We start from the raw sequence: 17,128 nt of genomic DNA, 5'->3' as shown, positions 1-17,128 counted from the left end.
AAAAAGCGTGTGCGCCGCTGGATAGGGACCTCGCAGATTTGTTCAAGTCGGCACGGGCATATGTCCTGCCGCGCACATGGGCCGCGCCCTCTCTCCCTCGTCATCCCGGCCAAGGCGATTGGCCGCAGAGCTATGATGACGGGTCGGTCTGCAGGCAGCCGCCCTTCTCCAACCGGAGGCGGTCACCGGCATCAGACTTGATCTGAACCCTCATCGTCAGAAGCGACACGAGGCGCGGGCTGTGCCCCGTGACCGGAGCAAAAGAGAAATACCGTTTCGTCGCAAGACAGAGCCCGCGCGCGGTGATTGGCTCACACCGTCATCCGCACTTGTCGCCCACCCCATATCGTACCGCGGCCTAACCCGACCGGGTGAACGTGCCCGGACGAGATGCTTGGCTCACGCGCAGCCGATACAGGCCCAGCGTCAAACACGGATGAGACATAAAGGGCGCATCGGGCTGCATAGATCCCGGCACGGTCCCGCCAGACCCCGCGCGCCTTGCCTTCACGGGGCAAAGCTTGAAGCAGGCACGTCCGCCCGCACGAGAGGTCCGGCCCTCACACCGATCCGCCACACCGAGGGTTATGCCCCACCCCGTGTCCGTGACGGACGAGCGTAAGAAAGCATGGAATTGGGAGGGGGTGGATTAGGTTTGTGGGATTGGCGGTAGGTGACTGAAACGGAAGCTGCACTGAACGGCATGGACGGGGATTGGTTTACCTAAACCCGCTCCACCTCGCTCATCCCGGACTTAATCCGGGATCCATCACAAAACGGTCGAGCTGACCGACAGGGTCGGGAGATGGATCACCGAGTTAAGCTCGGTGATGCGAGGAAATGGAAGGCAGGAACCGGCCCTAACGTGACCAGTCCGGCTTCCGCTTTTCCAGAAAGCTCGCCACGCCTTCGCGGCCTTCATCGCTGCGCAGGCAGGTGGCAAAACTGTCGGCGGCGCGATCCAGCGCTTCGTCACGCGACAGGGTGGTGCTGCCGAGGATCAGCGCTTTGGTTGCGGCATTGGCGCCGGGTGCGCATTTCAATACCCCCTTGCGCACGGACGCTTCGACTGCATCCAGCTCGTCCGTTGCATAGTCCGCCAGACCCAGTCGCGTCGCCTCCGCACCGTCGAAGCGCGCCCCGGTCAGCATGATCCGGCGAGCCGTGGACAGTCCGACGCGCCCCACAACGAAAGGCGCGATCTGGGCCGGCGGGATGCCGATCATGGTCTCGGTCAGGCTGAATTTGGCGTCCGGCGTCGTCGCGATGACGTCGGCGCAACACATCAGGCCGAGCCCGCCAGCGATTGCCGCGCCTTCGACCAGTACCAGCGTGGTTTTGGGCAGGTGGTTGAACGCATCCAGCATGGTGCCGATACGGCGATTGAAGGCGGCGGTTTCGGCCAGCGTTTTTGCGTCAGACTGGTAGACCTGGAAGGCGTTCAGATCGCCGCCGGCGCAGAAGAAGCCGCCCCGCCCACGCATCGTAACCCCGCGTACGGTCTGATCCGCGCCCAATTCGGCAAAGGCCGCCATCAATGCGTCGATCATGGGATCGTTCATGGCGTTACGCTTGTCGGGCCGGTTCAGCCAGATCGTCGCCCAGCCGGAGTCGCGAATTATCTCAATCGTGTTCATGGGCGCGCTGTAGGGTAGGGCGCTTGAAAAAGCCAGATCACGGGATCGTGCCGACCTTTACGTTAACGTCAACTGGACAAGTCGGCTGTGACCCTTAAAAGGCGCATGACTTAATCAGGAGATCCCTCATGCGCGAAGCCGTCCTCGTATCCACCGCCCGCACCCCGATTGGCCGGGCCTATCGTGGGGCGTTCAACGCGACGCCGTCTCCGAGCCTTGCGGGTCACTGTATCGATCATGCGGTCAAGCGGGCCGGCATTGATGGGGCTGAAGTCGAAGATGTGGTCATGGGCTGCGCGCTGCAACAAGGCGTGCAGGTCACGGTCGGGCGGAATGCGGTTCTGGCATCCAGCTTGCCCGTCACTGTTCCGGCCATGAGCGTGGACCGACAGTGTTCTTCCGGCATGGTCGCGATCGGCATTGCCGCGCGCAAGATCATGTGCGGCGAGATGGACATTGCCATTGGCGGCGGTGTGGACAGCATTTCCATGGTGCAGACGCCAGAGATGCGGGTCGCCCCCGATCCGGCTGTCATCGCCAAACATCCCGCGGCCTATATGCCGATGCTGCAGACGGCGGAAGTTGTTGCAGAGCGCTACAATGTCAGCCGTGACCGGATGGACGAATACTCCCTGATGAGCCAGCAGCGGACTCACGCCGCGCAACAGGCCGGTGCATTCGATGACGAGATCGTCCCGCTAGCCTCCACCATGAAAGTCATGGATAAGGAAACCAAGGAAATTTCCGAACATGATGTGACGCTGGAAAAGGATGAGGGCAATCGCCCATCCACCACGCTGGAAGGCCTGCAAGGGCTGAAACCCGTACTGGGTCCGGACAAGACGATCACGGCGGGCAATGCCTCGCAACTCTCAGACGGGGCAAGCGTGTCGGTCCTGATGGACGCCAAGACGGCGGAAAAGCGCGGTCTGGAACCGCTCGGCTATTATCGCGGCATGGCCGTGGCGGGTCTGGAACCGGACGAAATGGGCATCGGCCCGATCTATGCGGTGCCGAAGCTGCTGGCTCGGGCCGGACTGACGATGGACGATATCGACTTGTGGGAGCTGAACGAGGCCTTCGCCGTGCAGGTGCTCTATTGCGCCGATACGCTCGGCATTCCGATGGAAAAGCTCAACGTCAATGGCGGCGCGATCTCGATCGGCCACCCCTACGGCATGAGCGGCGCGCGCATGAGCGCTCACGCCTTGATCGAAGGCAAACGCCGCGGCGCGAAATATGTCGTCAGCACGATGTGCATCGGCGGCGGCATGGGCGCGGCTGGTTTGTTTGAAGTCGCTTAGAACTATGCCGATCTATCGGTGTCTGATCGAGGGGGAGAATTTCCTCCTCGATTTTGGAGACGGTCCGGAACGAATGGGCTTTGTCACGACACGATGGATACGCGCTGCAAGCCCGGATGATGCGGAGAGACAATGTCTCGCAAAGCTCAAGGCACAAGGTGAACTCGGTACCAAACATCCCGATGATACGACAGGTCTCGCCAAAGTATATTTTCGTGAGATCGTCGAGCTGCCTAAACGTCGATTTGCCCGGTTTGGCAAAGGCTTTGGTTTCTTCCCGATGGGTGAGGCAGACGACACCTTGTAATCACATATGCGGCGCCTTCCGCTGCTCCTATGAACCCATACACACATAACCACACCCAAACCCCTCAATTACAGGACCCATCATGGCCATAACTTTCGACAATCGCGTTGCGATCATTACCGGAGCCGGTGGGGGGCTAGGCCGCTCGCACGCACTGGCATTGGCCGCGCGCGGCGTGAAAATCGTCGTCAATGATCTGGGCGGCGCTGTGGACGGTACGGGCGGGTCCGAAACCATGGCGCAGAAGGTCGTGACTGAAATCGAATCGATGGGCGGCGAAGCCATCGCCAATGGCGCGAACGTAACCAAACAGGATGAGGTCGAGGCGATGGTGGCCGAGGCCATTGAGCGCTTTGGCAAGGTCGATATTCTCGTCAATAATGCCGGTATTCTGCGGGACCGGTCCTTCTCCAAGATGACCCTGGAAGATTGGAAACTCGTCGTGGATGTTCATCTGCACGGCTCGGCGACCTGCACCAAGGCGGTGTGGAACCACATGAAGGAAAACAAGTTCGGTCGCATCGTCATGACGACCAGCAGCTCGGGCATGTACGGCAATTTCGGTCAGACCAATTACGGCGCGGCCAAGGCGGGCCTGTCCGGCTTCATGCGCACGCTCTGCCTCGAAGGGGCGAAATACGACATCCGCGTGAACACGCTCTCGCCGACGGCACGGTCGCGCATGACGGAAGGGTTGATGCCGGAGGAAATTCTGGAAAAGCTGAAGGTCGAACCGGTCAGCCAGGGCCTCGTCTATCTGGCCTGCGATGACGCGCCCAACCGCGTTATCCTCGCCGCGGGCGCTGGCGGCTATGCGCTGACCAAAGTGTTCGAAACAAAAGGCGTCAATTTTGCCGAAGAGGACGCCACGGCTGAAAATGTTGCGGCCCATTGGGATGCGATCGCGTCCAATGAGGGCATGGAGGAATTCACGAATGGCGGGCAACAGGGCGCAAAATTCCTGACCCGCATTGCGAATGGAGAGTTCGTCAAATGAGCGATACAGATCTGGAAGACTTCCGCGGCGACGTCCGCGAGTGGCTCGCGGACAATTGCCCGGACGAGATGCGCACGCCGATTACGGGCGACACGGATGTGTGCTGGGGCGGACGCAATTTCGAATTCCAGTCCGAAGCGCAGAAACTCTGGCTGGAGCGGATGGCCGCAAAGGGCTGGACGGTTCCGACCTGGCCGACCGAATATGGAGGCGCTGGCCTCTCCCGCGCGGAAGAGAAGGTTCTGCTATCCGAGATGAAGCGTATCAAGGCGCGCTCTCCCCTGACGAGCTTCGGTATCTGGATGCTGGGCCCGGCACTGCTGAAGTTCGGCAATGCTGAGCAGAAGGCCGAGCATCTGCCCAAGATCGCGCGCGGCGAAATTCGCTGGTGCCAGGGCTATTCGGAGCCGAATGCCGGGTCCGATCTGGCCAGCCTTGCGACCAAGGCCGAAGATGCGGGCGATCACTGGATCGTCAACGGCCAGAAGGTCTGGACCTCCTACGCCGACAAGGCCGACTGGATTTTCTGCCTCGTGCGGACAGACAATACGCAAGGCAAACATTACGGCATTTCCTTTGTCCTGTTCGATATGGAAACGCCGGGTGTCGAAGCCCGTCCGATCAAGCTGATCTCGGGTCGGTCGCCTTTCTGCGAGACCTTCTTCGACGATGTGAAAGTGCCGAAAAAGAACCTTGTCGGCGAGGAAAATAAAGGCTGGACCATCGCGAAATATCTGCTGACGCATGAGCGTGAGGGCATCGGTGCGGGCAATGATACGATGCGCCCGCTGCACGAAGTCGCGGCGATGAGCCTGGGTCTGGACGAGAGCGATCGTCTCTCCGATCCGATGCTGAGAGCCAAGATCGCCGAAGCCGAAATCGATGACTGGGCGTTTGGTCTGACGATGGCGCGCAAGCTCGCCGAGTCCAAGGCGGGCCAGTCCATGGGCGCGGACAGTTCCATGCTGAAATATTACGGCACGGAGCTGAATAAGCGGAAATTCGAACTCATGATGGACGCTGCCGGTCACGACGGTCTGGAATGGGAGTCCGAGCGGAGTAAGGATGGCAAGCTGGCCCGAAGCTGGCTGCGGACCAAGGCGAATTCGATCGAAGGCGGGACGTCCGAGATCCAGTTGAACATCATCAGCAAGCATATTCTGGGATTGCCGGGCGCGTAAGCGGTCGGGCGGAGCCCAGATTTTCGCGTGATGCGAAAATAGCGAACCGTCGCACCATCAGCGGTTCAACGAACAACGATAATTGGGGAACGCCAATATGGCCCTGGTCCTGAACGAAGACGAAGTGATGCTCCGCGATACGGCGGAAGGCTTTTTTGCGGAAAAAGCGCCCGTGAAAGCTCTGCGCGAGCTGCGCGACACGAATGACGAGACCGGTTTCGACCGGGCGCTCTGGTCCGAGATGGCCGCGATGGGCTTTGCGGGTATCGCAATCCCCGAGGACCATGGCGGTGTCGATATGGGCTTTCAGGCGGCAGGCCTGCTGGCGGAACAAATGGGGCGGAATCTGACGGCTTCGCCCTTCCTGTCCACCGCTATCCTCGCCGCGACCGTGCTGCGCGAGGCCGGGTCCGACGCTCAGAAGGGCGCGTGGCTGCCCAAAATCGCGTCAGGCGAGACGGTCATGGCCGTCGCGCTGGACGAGGGTCCGAAGCACAATCCGGCTGGGATCGAGACGACGGCGGAAAAGTCCGGCAACGGCTTCAAGCTGAATGGCGCGAAAGCCATGGTCGTGGACGGTCACGTTGCGGACCAACTGATCGTGGCCGCCAAAACCGAAGACGGGATCGCCTTCTTCCTCGTCGATCCCAAAGCCAAAGGCGTCGCAATCGAGCGTACCATTATGGTTGATGCCCACAATGCGGCGCGGATCGATCTCATCGATGTCGAAGTTGATGGCGACGCGCTGATCGGCGAGACAAATGCGGAGGCTGCGCTGAACAAGATGCTGGCAGCCGGACGCGGGATCGTCGCGGCGGAACTGCTTGGTGCTGGCAGCGAAGCGTTTCGTTCGACTGTCGACTATATCAAGGAGCGCAAGCAGTTCGGCGTGCCGGTCGGGTCCTTCCAAGCGCTCCAGCACCGTTCGAGCCATCTCTACTCCGAACTCGAAATCGCCCGTTCCGCCGTCCTCGGTGCGCTCACGGCGCTGGATGAAGGTGATGACAAGGCAGGGCGCTACTGTTCCATGGCGAAGTCCAAATTGGGTGATGTCGCCAAGCTGGCTGCGCTGGAAGGCGTGCAAATGTATGGCGGTGTCGGCATGACGGACGAATATGATATCGGCCTGTTCCTGAAGCGCGTCCGCGTGTTGCAGGAACTGCTGGGCGACGCGGCCTATCATCAGAATGAGCATGCCAAGGCGAACAGATTTTAGAAGAGGGCTTCACTAATGCGAAGGCAGTATCTCTGTCTCCCCCTCCGTCACTCGCGCTAAAGCGCGTCGTGCCACCTCCCCCTGTCAGGGGAGGACCTTGATTTTTGTTCCTCCCCCGGACAGGGGGAGGTGCCCCGTAGGGGCGGAGGGGGAGACCCCAATAAAAGAGCCGCGAAGCGGCACCATATGGGAGAATGACATGCCAGCCTTTGCAGCGGATGAAATCGAGAGCAAAATCGGTGAGACTATGGGGGTCTCTGACTGGATCGAGGTCGATCAGGACCGGATCAATACATTCGCTGAATGTACGGGCGATCATCAGTTCATTCACGTCAATCCGGACATGGCCAAAATGACGCCATTCGGCACGACGATTGCGCATGGCTTTCTGACGCTCTCGCTCATCCCTGAGATGAGCTACGGCGATGCAGCCGCCTCGGTAAAGGGCGCGCGGATGGGTGTGAATTACGGCCTCAACAAGCTGCGCTTCCTCGCCCCTGTCAAGAATGGCAAGAAGGTACGCGGCCATTTCAAGCTGACGGGTTATGACGAAAAGGCCCCGGGTCAGCATCTGCTGACGCAGGAAGTTACGGTCGAAATCGAAGGCGAAGACAAGCCTGCGCTTGTGGCCGAAACGCTGACGATGCTGTTTACGTAAGGCCTGACAAATATCCGCTCTCACCGTTTTGATCGGTGAGCTCACCCCCCCAACCCTATCGGCCAGTCACAGCGGCAGGAGATGTACAGGCCGTCGAAGCGCCCGTGATCCGTGAAACGGATCGCAACGAAGGGTCGGCCTGAGGGGATTGATAGTATTCGTGAAGGGACTGCGCGCATGATCTCGGTCGAGGACTTCGCTGCTCAGGCAGACGCCTGGTTTGCTGAGCACACGCCTCGCGGCGTGCCGTTCATGCTGCCGCTGACCTTTATGGAGGTCGGGACAGATGAGCAGTTCGACTTTCTGCGCGACTGGCAGAACCAGGTCTACCGCGCCGGCTATCTCGGTGCGCACTGGCCGACGGACTATGGCGGCGGCGGACTGACGCAGAAACATCAGGACGCCGCAACCCGGGTCATGCGCAAATATAATGTGCCGATCATGCTCAACGCCATCGGTATTGGATGGGCGGGTCCGTTGATCCTTGATACAGGCACCGAAGACGAGAAGCGAAAATACCTGCCGGGCATTCTGTCGGCCGACGATATCTGGTGTCAGGGCTTTTCCGAGCCGGACAATGGCTCCGACCTCGGCAATGCGCAGCTCAAAGCGGTCCGTGACGGTGATGAGTATGTGCTCAATGGATCCAAAACCTGGACGACGCAGGGCAATTACGCGAAATATATGATCCTGCTGGCGCGAACCGATTTCGACGCGCCGAACAAATATGCGGGCCTGTCCTTCTTCCTCGCACCGATGCGCATACCGGGCGTCGAGACGACCAAGATCCGCAAGCTGACGGGTGAATATGGCTTTACCCAGACCTTCTTTACAGATGCCCGCATTCCGGCTGACACGCTGATGGGCCAAGAGGGCGAGGGCTGGAAAGTGGCCATGCGAACGCTCGAATATGAACGCGGCGCGCGCGGCGGGCAGGCCGGTGGCTACACGATCAGCCAGACCGATCCGCTGGAAGTGGTGGGGCTTGCGAAGCGCGCGACCCGCAATGGCCAGCCCGCTCTGGAAGATCCGGTCATGCGCGACCGGCTGATGGCGCAAATGATCGAAGGGCAGGCCATGATGGCGAACCGCGAACGCGCCAAGATCATGCCGCTGGTAATGGAGAGGCCTTTCGCCCTGCCCATGCTGAGCAAGCTGCAATTCACCGAATATGCGCGTGAAACCGGCGAATTGGCCCTCGAACTGGAGGGCGCGCAAAGCGGCTATTATGTCGGCGAGGCGGGCAGTCGTGAAGACGGTTACTGGCAGCGCTCCTATCTGAATGCCTTCTCGGCCACGATCGGCGGCGGCACGTCGCAGATCCAGCGCAACATCGTGGGGGAGCATGTGCTCGGCCTGCCGAAAACACGGTAGGGGTGGGGCAATGACAGCTCATCTGGCGAAAATCGCCCTGACGGAAATGCAGGCCGAACTGCGCGATCAGGCGATGAAGTTCTGCGGCGAAAAAAGCCCGGTCTCGAAGGTCCGCGCCCTACTCGAAGATGAACGCGGCTATGACGAAGCGGTCTGGGCCGAGATGGCCGAGCTGGGCTGGCTCGGCATCGCCATCCCGGAAGACCAGGGTGGGCTGGGACTGGAGCTGGCGGACGTCGTCCCCATCGCGGAAGCCATGGGCAAGCACCTCATGAATTCGCCTTACGCGTCCACCACGCTCGCGGCGCAGGCCATCTTGCATGGCGGCTCCGACGCGCAGAAAGCGGAGTGGCTGCCGAAGCTGTCGAGCGGCACCGTCGCGACCGTCGCCCTGTTCGAGCCGAGCGGGGCGTGGGAACTCGATGCCGTCACCGGCGAGACCAAGACCTTTGTGCTGAACCTCAACGCGGCGGAGATCGTCGTGACAACCGTGAAGCATGACGGCCAGACCCGTCTGGCGCTCATTCCGCGCGACACCATCGAGGCGCGGCGCGAAACGATCATCGACGAGACCAAGCGGTCCTACCGTTTCGATGTGCCGGAGATTGACGCAATCTGGCTCATGCCTGCTGAGCTGACCTCTGCGGCGCTCGATCGCATCGAACTGGTCGCCAACCTGCTTCAGGCGGCGGAACTGTCCGGTGCGGCGATGGCCTGCGTGGACTACACGGTGGACTACCTTAAAACCCGCAAACAGTTCGGCAAGGTGATCGGCGCCTTCCAGGCGCTCAAGCACCCCACCGTGGATGCGTTTATGGGGGCGGAAGGGGCGCGCTCACTACTCTACGCGGCGGCGACCCATGTCGAGAGACAGGGCGAGGGCGAGATCGCGGTCCGCATGGCCAATGCCAAGGCGGGAGGGGCGCTGTCCTACGCCGCCGACCGGTCGATCCAATTCCATGGCGGCTTTGGTTTTACCTATGATTGCGACGCGCAGCTCTATCGCCGCGTCGCCATGTTCGCCGCCTCACAATTCGGCGACGCCGCTTTCCACCGGGCGCGCCTTGCGGAGCTGCTCCTGTAGGCGCAGATGGCGTGCGCGACTAAGCGCGTAGCGCCGATAGGCAGCCCAAGCCAAGCCGGCCAGTGCCAGATTGATGACGACGGAATAGATCGCCAGCAGACGCGTCGTGCTATTGTCGACATCGCTCGGCAGGGCTGCATCCGGTAGATCGATCAGCGTGAGCCCGATCGTGGCCATGACCAGTCCGCCGGCGAAGGCCAATTTGTTGGCGAAGGTGAAGGCGGCGAATAGCAGGCCTTCACGTTTCCGGCCCGTATTGACCGTCATCAGGTCGGACACATCGGCCATCATCGAATAGGACAACATCAGCGCGCCGACCATGCCGGCATAGCCGAGCCCGCTACAAACGGCGACGAGGACGAGCAAGCCCGTCGATCCGATCGGCGGAATGAAGCCGACGAGATAGAGCGCGAAAGGAAGTGAAAAGGACAGGCCGAACAACCAGGTCAGCCAAAGCGCCGCTTCGCGCTTATCGGCGCGGCGCGATACCTGATCGGCTAGAATGGCGGCAGGAATGATTACAAGAAACGGTACGAGGGAGGTGATCAGCTTTTCGGCCTGGTCGAACCGCCAGACATATACTCCGACGAAGAGCGAAAGCTGGCTGATCGTCGAATAGAGCATGACCAGCAGAGAAAAGCCGAGGGTCAATGTCCGGAATTCGCTGTAACCTAGCGCTTCGCGCAGATTGATGAAGGCGGCGTACCAGGGTTTGCCGGGATCCCAATTATGCGGTTGCGTGCTGGGAATGCGGTTCCATGTGCCTGCACTCATCAATAGGGCGGCGATCATGCCGACCAGACCCAGCGACAGCGCCAGTCCTGCATAGCCGGGCTCATACAGCATGCCGTCTTCGAGCCCGTCCCGATCCGGCAGGAAGACAACAAAGGCGAGTATGAAGACCAGCAGGTTGAAGATATTCTCGAATATGGTGCGAAGGCCGACAATCGATGTGCGCTCGTCATAATGCGAACTCATATCCGCACCGAGCGCGAAGTAAGGCACGGTATACCCCGTGATCAGAATGCGGGTTCCGATCATGAATCCTGCCATCCAGACAAACAGTGCGCCTTCGCTCATCCCCTCTGGCGGACTGAACAGCAGGGTCAGAGCAGCAGCCGTTGGAATGCTGGAGATCAGGATCCAGCCATGGCGACGGCCCCAGCGGCGGGAGCGCGTATTGTCGCTGATCTGTCCCATCACTGGATCGGACACGGCATCAATGATGATGGCGAGGAATGTGGCGGCCAGGACCTGCCATTCTGGAAGGCCCAGAACATTGGCAAAATAGAACAGAAAGAAGAAGTGGAAGAGCATATTCTTCGCACTGATCATGGCGTGACCGACGCCGTATGACACCCGGTTGACAAGGTTCGTATCGCGGGCGCTCATTCACGGTTCATGACGAGGATGGAAGAGTTTGTCCAGCGCGGGAACACCTTACCGAATAAAGCATTTAAAAAGCGACAGGGGCGGCGTAACGGTCGAATTGAATGCGGTATTGTCTATCTATTGTGATCTTGATGCTGCTCGCATTCTGCGGGTCGACGGCGTTCGCCTATCCGGTCAAGATCAACTATACCGACACCGTGCCCGAGGATGTGCGCGAGCAGATCACGGAACGCCTGCCCGAAGAGCCCGACGCCGAAAGCGAACTCCATGCCAGACGGCAGGCCCGTCGCGCGCGCGCGACCGTCGAAGGCATCCTGAACGCCTATGGCTATTTCGATCCCAAAATCGACATGGCCGTCGTTGGTGAGGGAGATCAGGCGCGGCCTGAATTGACGGTCGACCCGGGGGCGCAATTTGTCGTGCGGCAATTGCTGATCCGCTATGTCGGCTATCCCCCACAGGACGAGGATGTCGAGACAGCGCGGACCGCCATATCGATGCAGCCGGGTATGCCGGCCGTGTCCGCCGAAGTGATTGATCAGGAACGGCTGATCGGTCGGGCCTTGCGGGACGCGGCCTATCCTTACGCCGAAGTTATCGGGCGCGAGGTTATCGGCGACAAGGAGGGTAAGACGATCAGCGTCCGTTACACAGTCCGTGCTGGTCCGCGCGTCCAGTTCGGCGACATCATCATTCCGGATGGTTTACGGACGCGCGACAAATACCTTTTCAGGATCAACCCGATAGAGACGGGAACGCTGTTCGATCCTGCCGAGCTGGCCCTATACAATGCGCGACTGGCGGAAACACGCCTGTTCAACACCGCCTTGGCGAAGCTGTCGGACGAGCCGTCCGAAACGCTGCCCGACGGGACCGAGGTGCGGGATGTCCAATTGCGTCTGACTGAGCGCAAACGCAACACGCTGACCCTCGGTGCGGGCTTCGATACATCGGAGGGCTTCGGCATTGATGCGGAGTTGCTGCGCCGCAATCTGACGGGTCGGGGGGACTTGCTAATCGGCACCGCGCGGCTGGCGCAACGCGAAATCGGGTTGGATGTGGTCTGGCGCCGTCCCAATCAGCTGGGATATGGACAGGGGCTGAACCTGTTCGCTTCGGTCTTCGATGAAGACACGGATGCGTTCAACCAGCAGACCGGCAAGATCGGCGCAGGCATCGAGGTCATCAAGGGCCCGCAATTCCAGTATAGCTACGGCGTCGAAGCCCGCTATATCCGCCAGTCCGGAGAAAGCGCGCGCAAGGACTTCCAGGTGCTGGCGCTCAACGGATCGGTCCTGTTCGATCGCGCCGACTCGCTGCTCGACCCGCGCAAGGGCTGGCGCGCAGAAGGCCGTATTCGCCCCACCTATGCTTTCTCGCCCGATGGCCCCGACAGCCCCTATGTCAGAGCCGTCGCGCAGGGACGCTACTACCTACCGCTCTCGCCTGAGGGCCGTTACGTGTTTGCCGGGCGTCTCCGTCTCGGCACACTTGTCGGCGCAAAGGCGACCGACGTGCCGGCAGATGACCGGTTTTTCTCTGGTGGTGGTGGCTCCGTACGGGGCTACGCCTTTCAGGCGATCGGTCCGTTTGACGCCGATGACGTCCCGCTGGGCGGGCGCAGCTTGTCCGAAGCCAGCATTGAAGGCCGGGCCCGGATTACAGACACGATAGGTGCCGTGGCGTTTCTCGATGCGGGCAGTGTCTCGGACACGGAATATCCGACATTCGACAATTTGCGGGTCGGGCTCGGTGTCGGCGTCCGCTACATGACTCCGGCAGGTCCGTTACGGCTGGATATTGCGACGCCGTTAAATCCGTCGGATCGGGATGAGGCTGTGCAGGTCTATATTTCGATCGGTCAGGCTTTCTAATGTCGGAACCCGTTTCCAATCCATGGCCCAGACGCTTGGGCCTTACCGCGCTCGCCGTGATCGGCTTGATGATGCTGGCGATCATCATTGTCTGGCTGTGGATCCGCAGCGATGCGGGGCGGAACTTCGTCGAAGCGACAGTCGAGGAAATGGAATTTGCAGGCCAGAGCGTGGAACTGGACGGCCTGAATGGATCGCTACTGGATAGTTTCTCTATCGATGAATTGCAGGTGATGGGCAGGGACGGAGCCTGGCTGATCGTTCGGGACGTAACGATCAGTTGGTCTCCGCGCGCTTTGCTATCGAAGACGCTGCATATTGAAGATGTGCGCGTCGGGGAAATGGAGGTTCTGCAAAGACCCGTTCTGATACCGAGCGGGTCAGGGGAAGATCCGTCCGTGACGACGTTCGACATTCGGAACATCGATCTGCCGGATATCCGTGTCGCAGAGCCGGTCATCGGGCGGTCGATTGACCTGTCCGCCTCAGGCCAGCTGCGCCATAGTCCAGATGGCGGAACGGCGCTGATGACGGCCCGGTCCGATCAGGGTGATCGGATTGACGCCGACCTGGCCTGGTCGCCTCTGCTGGTTCTGTCGGGCACAGCCGATATTGATGGCCCACCTGGAGGCCTGATCGCTGGCCTGTTGCAACTGGCTGACGGTCAGGGCGTGACAGCGGATGTCAGCACACAAGGGTCCGAGACTACGCTGGTCGCGCGGACGGACGGCGGTGATCTCGCCGATCTTCAAATCACGCGCAGCCAGTCCCAGGTCGGTATCTCCGGAACGATCGACCCATCCCGACTTCCGCTGATGGAACAGGCGGTCCCGTTTCTGGGCGGGCGCACGACTGTCGACGCAATATGGCCGCTCGACGAGTCAGCACAGGCGGTTCTGGCCCTTCAGGCCCCTAAGCTTACGCTGGATGCCACAGGCCAGCAGGACGGCAGCACAATCCGCTTGGACATGCTGTCACTGGATGCGACGGATCCACTCCAGGGTTTCGATCTTGACGGCATTGCGATTGCCTCGCTGACGGCGAGCGGTCAGGCCGTGCTGGGCGAGGCCTACACATTCGATGGGCGCGTGGATGCGCGCGCGCTTCGCTATCAGGATTACCGCGTCGATCGCCTGACGGGTCCCGTCTCTCTCAGGCTCGAGGCCTCGCAGCTGCGCTTCGATGCCGATCTGACGGGGCAGGCCTCGGATTCGCCGGCGCAACGGGCTGACGGCGCGCGCGTAACCGTCTCTGGACAGTATGACCTTGAAGCGCGGCGCGTGGCGCTGTCGCGCGCCAATGTTGATCTGCCGGGACTGGCGTTCGCGGGACGGGGGCAGATCGGTCTGAACGATCCGATGCAAAGCACGCTAGACGGACGCTACACGATCGATACGTCGATATTGCGTGAGGGCCCTGCCGCGCAGCTGAGCGGCAATGCGTCCCTTCGGCGGACGCCGGGCGGCCCCGTAATCGATCTGTCCGGTCAAGCACGTCAGATTGTCGGCCTGGCTGACGCGGTCGCGCCGCTGGTCACGGAACCCGTCGATTACCGCGCCCGGCTACGCTTCACGGACGGACAGGTGCGCGTGCCACAGTTCACGTTGGGCAACAGCCTGTTCACAGCGTCGGGCACGGGCAACTGGCGTGACGGCGAGGTTTCGGTGAACGCAGATTACCGTGCGGATCGCTATATGTTTGCCGCACTTTCGGCGGAGACGATATCCGGCAAAGCCACAGTGTCAGGTCCAGCCGAACGGCTGAACTTCGACACGCAATTATCCGCGCAGACATTGATAACAGGGGCGCTGAAAATGTCCGATGCAGTGATCGATGCGACGGGCACATATTCGGACGGGGTCATCGAGGCGTCGGGCACGGTCGATGCGCAGAGCGAGCAGGGCCCCGTCTCCGTGCAGGGTTCAGTCGTGCAGGATAGCGGTAATTGGACCGTGACCGAGCTAGAAGGCTCGCTGGGCGATCTGCGGACCCGTGGCACACTATCGGGTTCAGGCGGTGATATTGCCGCGCTTCGTGCAGATCTTACCCTGTCAGGCTCAAGCCCGCTTATCCCGGCGGAATCGATCGAAGGGCAGATTCTGTTTGGCGATGCGCGCGTCGATGTGGATGTGGTTCTCACCGGCATGGAGGTGGGCCGATTGAAGGACGGTCAGGCCCGGATCATTGCCCAGGGACCGCGCGAGGCGGTGGCATTTGAAATCGATGCGACCGCCCTGACCATATTCAATGATCTCGAACGGCCGCTGACGCTGCAAACGACTGGTCTGGCCGATCTTACGGTCGACACGACGCGCGCAGAATTGCAGTTCACGCTTGGTGTCGGATCGCAGACGTTGACGGGAGACGCCTCAGTGCAACAACGCGATGGGGGCTGGGCGCTGGCCGCCAATGCAGACGGTCTGGGCGGGAGGCTGGTGATGACGGTCGATACGGGTGCGAATGGGGGGATCAGCCTGGATGTGGAGGATCTTACCGTCGCGTCGCTGGCTCGGCTTGTGGCGCGACCGGCGACGGAAGGCACGGTCTCGGGGAACGCCCGCTTTCTGTTCGTCGATAATGCGCTCGAGGGTCAGGCTGCGCTCCGGCTGAATGACTTGCGCAGCCCGATCAGCCAGTCGGAGCCGATTTCACTGCTGGCGCGTATCGAACTGTCGGATCAGCGTCTTCTCGCCACGATGGAGGCGACGGAAGGCGGACTGTCCGGACAGGCAAGGCTCGCCGGACCGGTGCAGACTTTCGTCCGTGCGCCTTTTCTGCAGTGGCCGCCGGAAGCGCCGCTGCAGGGCGAAGCCAATTTCCGCGGTGAAGTGGGGCCTCTCGTCGAGATATTCCTGCCACCGCGCACAGACGTTGCGGGTCAGGTCGACACAGAGCTGCGATTCACTGTCCCGATGTCGCGGTCCGATCTGACAGGACGCATCGCATTGACGAAGGGTCTGTTTGAACAGGGTGCGCTGGGGCTGCGGCTGGAAAATATCGCCATTACGGCTGAGCTGTCCGGCGAAACCATTTCGGTCCCAACGCTTTCAGCAGAGGGTGTCGACGGCGGACGCCTGTCGGGGTCGGGCCGGATGGGCGTTGGCGAAGGGACCGGAACCGTTGACATTCAGGCAACCCGACTGCGCGTGATTGATCGCGGCGAGGTCGAGGCCGAAGTCAGCGGCGAACTCAACCTGTCCCGAACAGCGGAGTTGCTGCGTCTGGCCGGGGAGCTGCGCGTGACGGACGCTACGCTGAATATTGCGCGTCTGCCCAAGCCAGGATTGCCGACTCTCGAAGTTGATTTCGGTGGTGAGGAACAGGAAGAAAGTACACGGAGCTTTGCGTCGGCGACAACTGAACTCGACATCAAAGTCCTGTCCAGTAACGGGATCAAGGTGCGGGGGCGAGGGCTGAACGCCTCCATGGGGCTGGATGCGTCGGTCCGCGGATCATTCGACAATCCTGTCGTGACGGGCGATATGATGATCGAGCGTGGACGCTTTGATTTCCTCGGCAAGCGATTTGAATTGCGCGACAGTTCCGTACTCTTGCGGGACGATATTCTGCAATCGGTTCTGGCCCTGGAAGCGATCCGCAGAACCTCTGATCTGACTGCCGTCGTTCAGGTTACAGGCACGGTTGAGCGGCCTGAGATCGAACTGACGGCGGAGCCTATGCTGCCGGAAGACGAGGTGCTGTCCCGTGTTCTGTTCGGGCGCTCGCCGACACAGTTGTCGGCCATCGAAACTGCGCGCCTCGCGGCTGCGCTGACGCAACTGTCCGGCGGATCGGGTTTCGATCTGTTCGGGACATTGGAAGACGCTGTCGGTCTGGACACGCTGGAGATCGGCCAGAATGAAGGCGGGCAGACGCAGCTGACAACAGGGAAGTATCTGTCGGACGATGTCTATCTGGAGGTGCGAACCGCCGCCGAGGGCACGCCCGGTATCGCGGTCGAGTGGCAGGTTCGCGAGAATATCTCGCTGGAAGCCGAGACCCAGCCCAATGAACGCCAGCGCCTGTCCGTGCAATGGAAAAAGGATTTCGATTGAGCGGGTGTTGAGATCATCCTCGCGACCGGTTTCCGGATTGTCTGCATCT

General features: G+C 60.9%; 12 protein-coding genes. 10 read left to right on the top strand and 2 right to left on the bottom strand.

Features of this window, described 5'->3' with window-relative positions:
• Positions 1 to 860: 860 nt before the first annotated feature.
• A complete protein-coding gene (locus AB6B39_RS12990; RefSeq protein WP_284373769.1) occupies positions 861 to 1,637 on the bottom strand; it encodes an enoyl-CoA hydratase-related protein in 777 nt (258 codons plus the stop codon).
• 128 nt (positions 1,638 to 1,765) lie between these two features.
• Here AB6B39_RS12990 and AB6B39_RS12985 point away from each other — a divergent pair, with 128 nt between their 5' ends.
• The 8 genes from AB6B39_RS12985 to AB6B39_RS12950 all read left to right on the top strand — a co-directional run bounded on the left by AB6B39_RS12985 (position 1,766) and on the right by AB6B39_RS12950 (position 9,758).
• A complete protein-coding gene (locus AB6B39_RS12985) occupies positions 1,766 to 2,941 on the top strand; it encodes an acetyl-CoA C-acyltransferase (protein ID WP_284373767.1) in 1,176 nt (391 codons plus the stop codon).
• Between the two features lie 4 nt (positions 2,942 to 2,945).
• Positions 2,946 to 3,248, top strand: a complete 303-nt coding sequence (locus AB6B39_RS12980; protein WP_284373765.1) for a hypothetical protein — start codon at positions 2,946 to 2,948, stop codon at positions 3,246 to 3,248.
• 82 nt (positions 3,249 to 3,330) lie between these two features.
• Positions 3,331 to 4,245: an SDR family NAD(P)-dependent oxidoreductase gene (locus AB6B39_RS12975; protein ID WP_284373763.1), complete on the top strand. Its 915-nt coding sequence runs from the start codon at positions 3,331 to 3,333 to the stop codon at positions 4,243 to 4,245.
• Positions 4,242 to 5,426, top strand: a complete 1,185-nt coding sequence (locus tag AB6B39_RS12970; RefSeq protein WP_284373761.1) for an acyl-CoA dehydrogenase family protein — start codon at positions 4,242 to 4,244, stop codon at positions 5,424 to 5,426. The genes AB6B39_RS12975 and AB6B39_RS12970 overlap by 4 nt, the downstream gene beginning before the upstream one ends.
• A 97-nt stretch (positions 5,427 to 5,523) precedes the next feature.
• A complete protein-coding gene (locus tag AB6B39_RS12965) occupies positions 5,524 to 6,642 on the top strand; it encodes an acyl-CoA dehydrogenase family protein (protein ID WP_284373759.1) in 1,119 nt (372 codons plus the stop codon).
• 199 nt (positions 6,643 to 6,841) lie between these two features.
• The gene (locus AB6B39_RS12960; RefSeq protein WP_284373757.1) at positions 6,842 to 7,300 is read left to right on the top strand and encodes a MaoC family dehydratase; all 459 of its coding nucleotides are present in this window, start codon (positions 6,842 to 6,844) and stop codon (positions 7,298 to 7,300) included.
• A gap of 177 nt (positions 7,301 to 7,477) precedes the next feature.
• On the top strand, positions 7,478 to 8,674 hold the full coding sequence (locus AB6B39_RS12955) for an acyl-CoA dehydrogenase family protein (protein WP_284373755.1): 1,197 nt from the start codon (positions 7,478 to 7,480) through the stop codon (positions 8,672 to 8,674).
• A 10-nt stretch (positions 8,675 to 8,684) separates the two neighbouring features.
• Positions 8,685 to 9,758: an acyl-CoA dehydrogenase family protein gene (locus AB6B39_RS12950; RefSeq protein WP_284373753.1), complete on the top strand. Its 1,074-nt coding sequence runs from the start codon at positions 8,685 to 8,687 to the stop codon at positions 9,756 to 9,758.
• On the opposite strand, the gene AB6B39_RS12945 is transcribed toward AB6B39_RS12950, so the two are convergent.
• On the bottom strand, positions 9,702 to 11,150 hold the full coding sequence (locus AB6B39_RS12945) for an MFS transporter (RefSeq protein ID WP_284373751.1): 1,449 nt from the start codon (positions 11,148 to 11,150) through the stop codon (positions 9,702 to 9,704). The genes AB6B39_RS12950 and AB6B39_RS12945 overlap by 57 nt on opposite strands.
• A gap of 131 nt (positions 11,151 to 11,281) precedes the next feature.
• On the opposite strand from AB6B39_RS12945, the gene AB6B39_RS12940 reads away from it, so the two are divergent.
• Positions 11,282 to 13,024 (top strand): autotransporter assembly complex protein TamA, encoded by a 1,743-nt coding sequence (locus AB6B39_RS12940; protein ID WP_284373749.1) that lies wholly within the window; start codon positions 11,282 to 11,284, stop codon positions 13,022 to 13,024.
• A complete protein-coding gene (locus tag AB6B39_RS12935) occupies positions 13,024 to 17,079 on the top strand; it encodes a translocation/assembly module TamB domain-containing protein (protein ID WP_371398617.1) in 4,056 nt (1,351 codons plus the stop codon). The genes AB6B39_RS12940 and AB6B39_RS12935 overlap by 1 nt, the downstream gene beginning before the upstream one ends.
• Positions 17,080 to 17,128: the final 49 nt, after the last annotated feature.

The organism is Algimonas porphyrae (genome assembly GCF_041429795.1).
Classification (GTDB): Bacteria; Pseudomonadota; Alphaproteobacteria; order Caulobacterales; family Maricaulaceae; genus Litorimonas; species Litorimonas porphyrae.
Note: the sequence above shows the minus strand (reverse complement) of the source record. Positions and strands in the feature narration are given on the sequence as shown.

Bases quoted from the DNA above. Each gene is read 5' to 3' on its own strand.
- AB6B39_RS12960 (WP_284373757.1), top strand. From the start codon at position 6,842: ATGCCAGCCTTTGCAGCGGATGAAATCGAGAGCAAAATCGGTGAGACT.
- AB6B39_RS12935 (WP_371398617.1), top strand. From the start codon at position 13,024: ATGTCGGAACCCGTTTCCAATCCATGGCCCAGACGCTTGGGCCTTACC.
- AB6B39_RS12945 (WP_284373751.1), bottom strand. From the start codon at position 11,150: ATGAGCGCCCGCGATACGAACCTTGTCAACCGGGTGTCATACGGCGTC.
- AB6B39_RS12980 (WP_284373765.1), top strand. From the start codon at position 2,946: ATGCCGATCTATCGGTGTCTGATCGAGGGGGAGAATTTCCTCCTCGAT.
- AB6B39_RS12955 (WP_284373755.1), top strand. From the start codon at position 7,478: ATGATCTCGGTCGAGGACTTCGCTGCTCAGGCAGACGCCTGGTTTGCT.
- AB6B39_RS12950 (WP_284373753.1), top strand. From the start codon at position 8,685: ATGACAGCTCATCTGGCGAAAATCGCCCTGACGGAAATGCAGGCCGAA.
- AB6B39_RS12970 (WP_284373761.1), top strand. From the start codon at position 4,242: ATGAGCGATACAGATCTGGAAGACTTCCGCGGCGACGTCCGCGAGTGG.
- AB6B39_RS12985 (WP_284373767.1), top strand. From the start codon at position 1,766: ATGCGCGAAGCCGTCCTCGTATCCACCGCCCGCACCCCGATTGGCCGG.
- AB6B39_RS12975 (WP_284373763.1), top strand. From the start codon at position 3,331: ATGGCCATAACTTTCGACAATCGCGTTGCGATCATTACCGGAGCCGGT.
- AB6B39_RS12965 (WP_284373759.1), top strand. From the start codon at position 5,524: ATGGCCCTGGTCCTGAACGAAGACGAAGTGATGCTCCGCGATACGGCG.
- AB6B39_RS12940 (WP_284373749.1), top strand. From the start codon at position 11,282: ATGCTGCTCGCATTCTGCGGGTCGACGGCGTTCGCCTATCCGGTCAAG.
- AB6B39_RS12990 (WP_284373769.1), bottom strand. From the start codon at position 1,637: ATGAACACGATTGAGATAATTCGCGACTCCGGCTGGGCGACGATCTGG.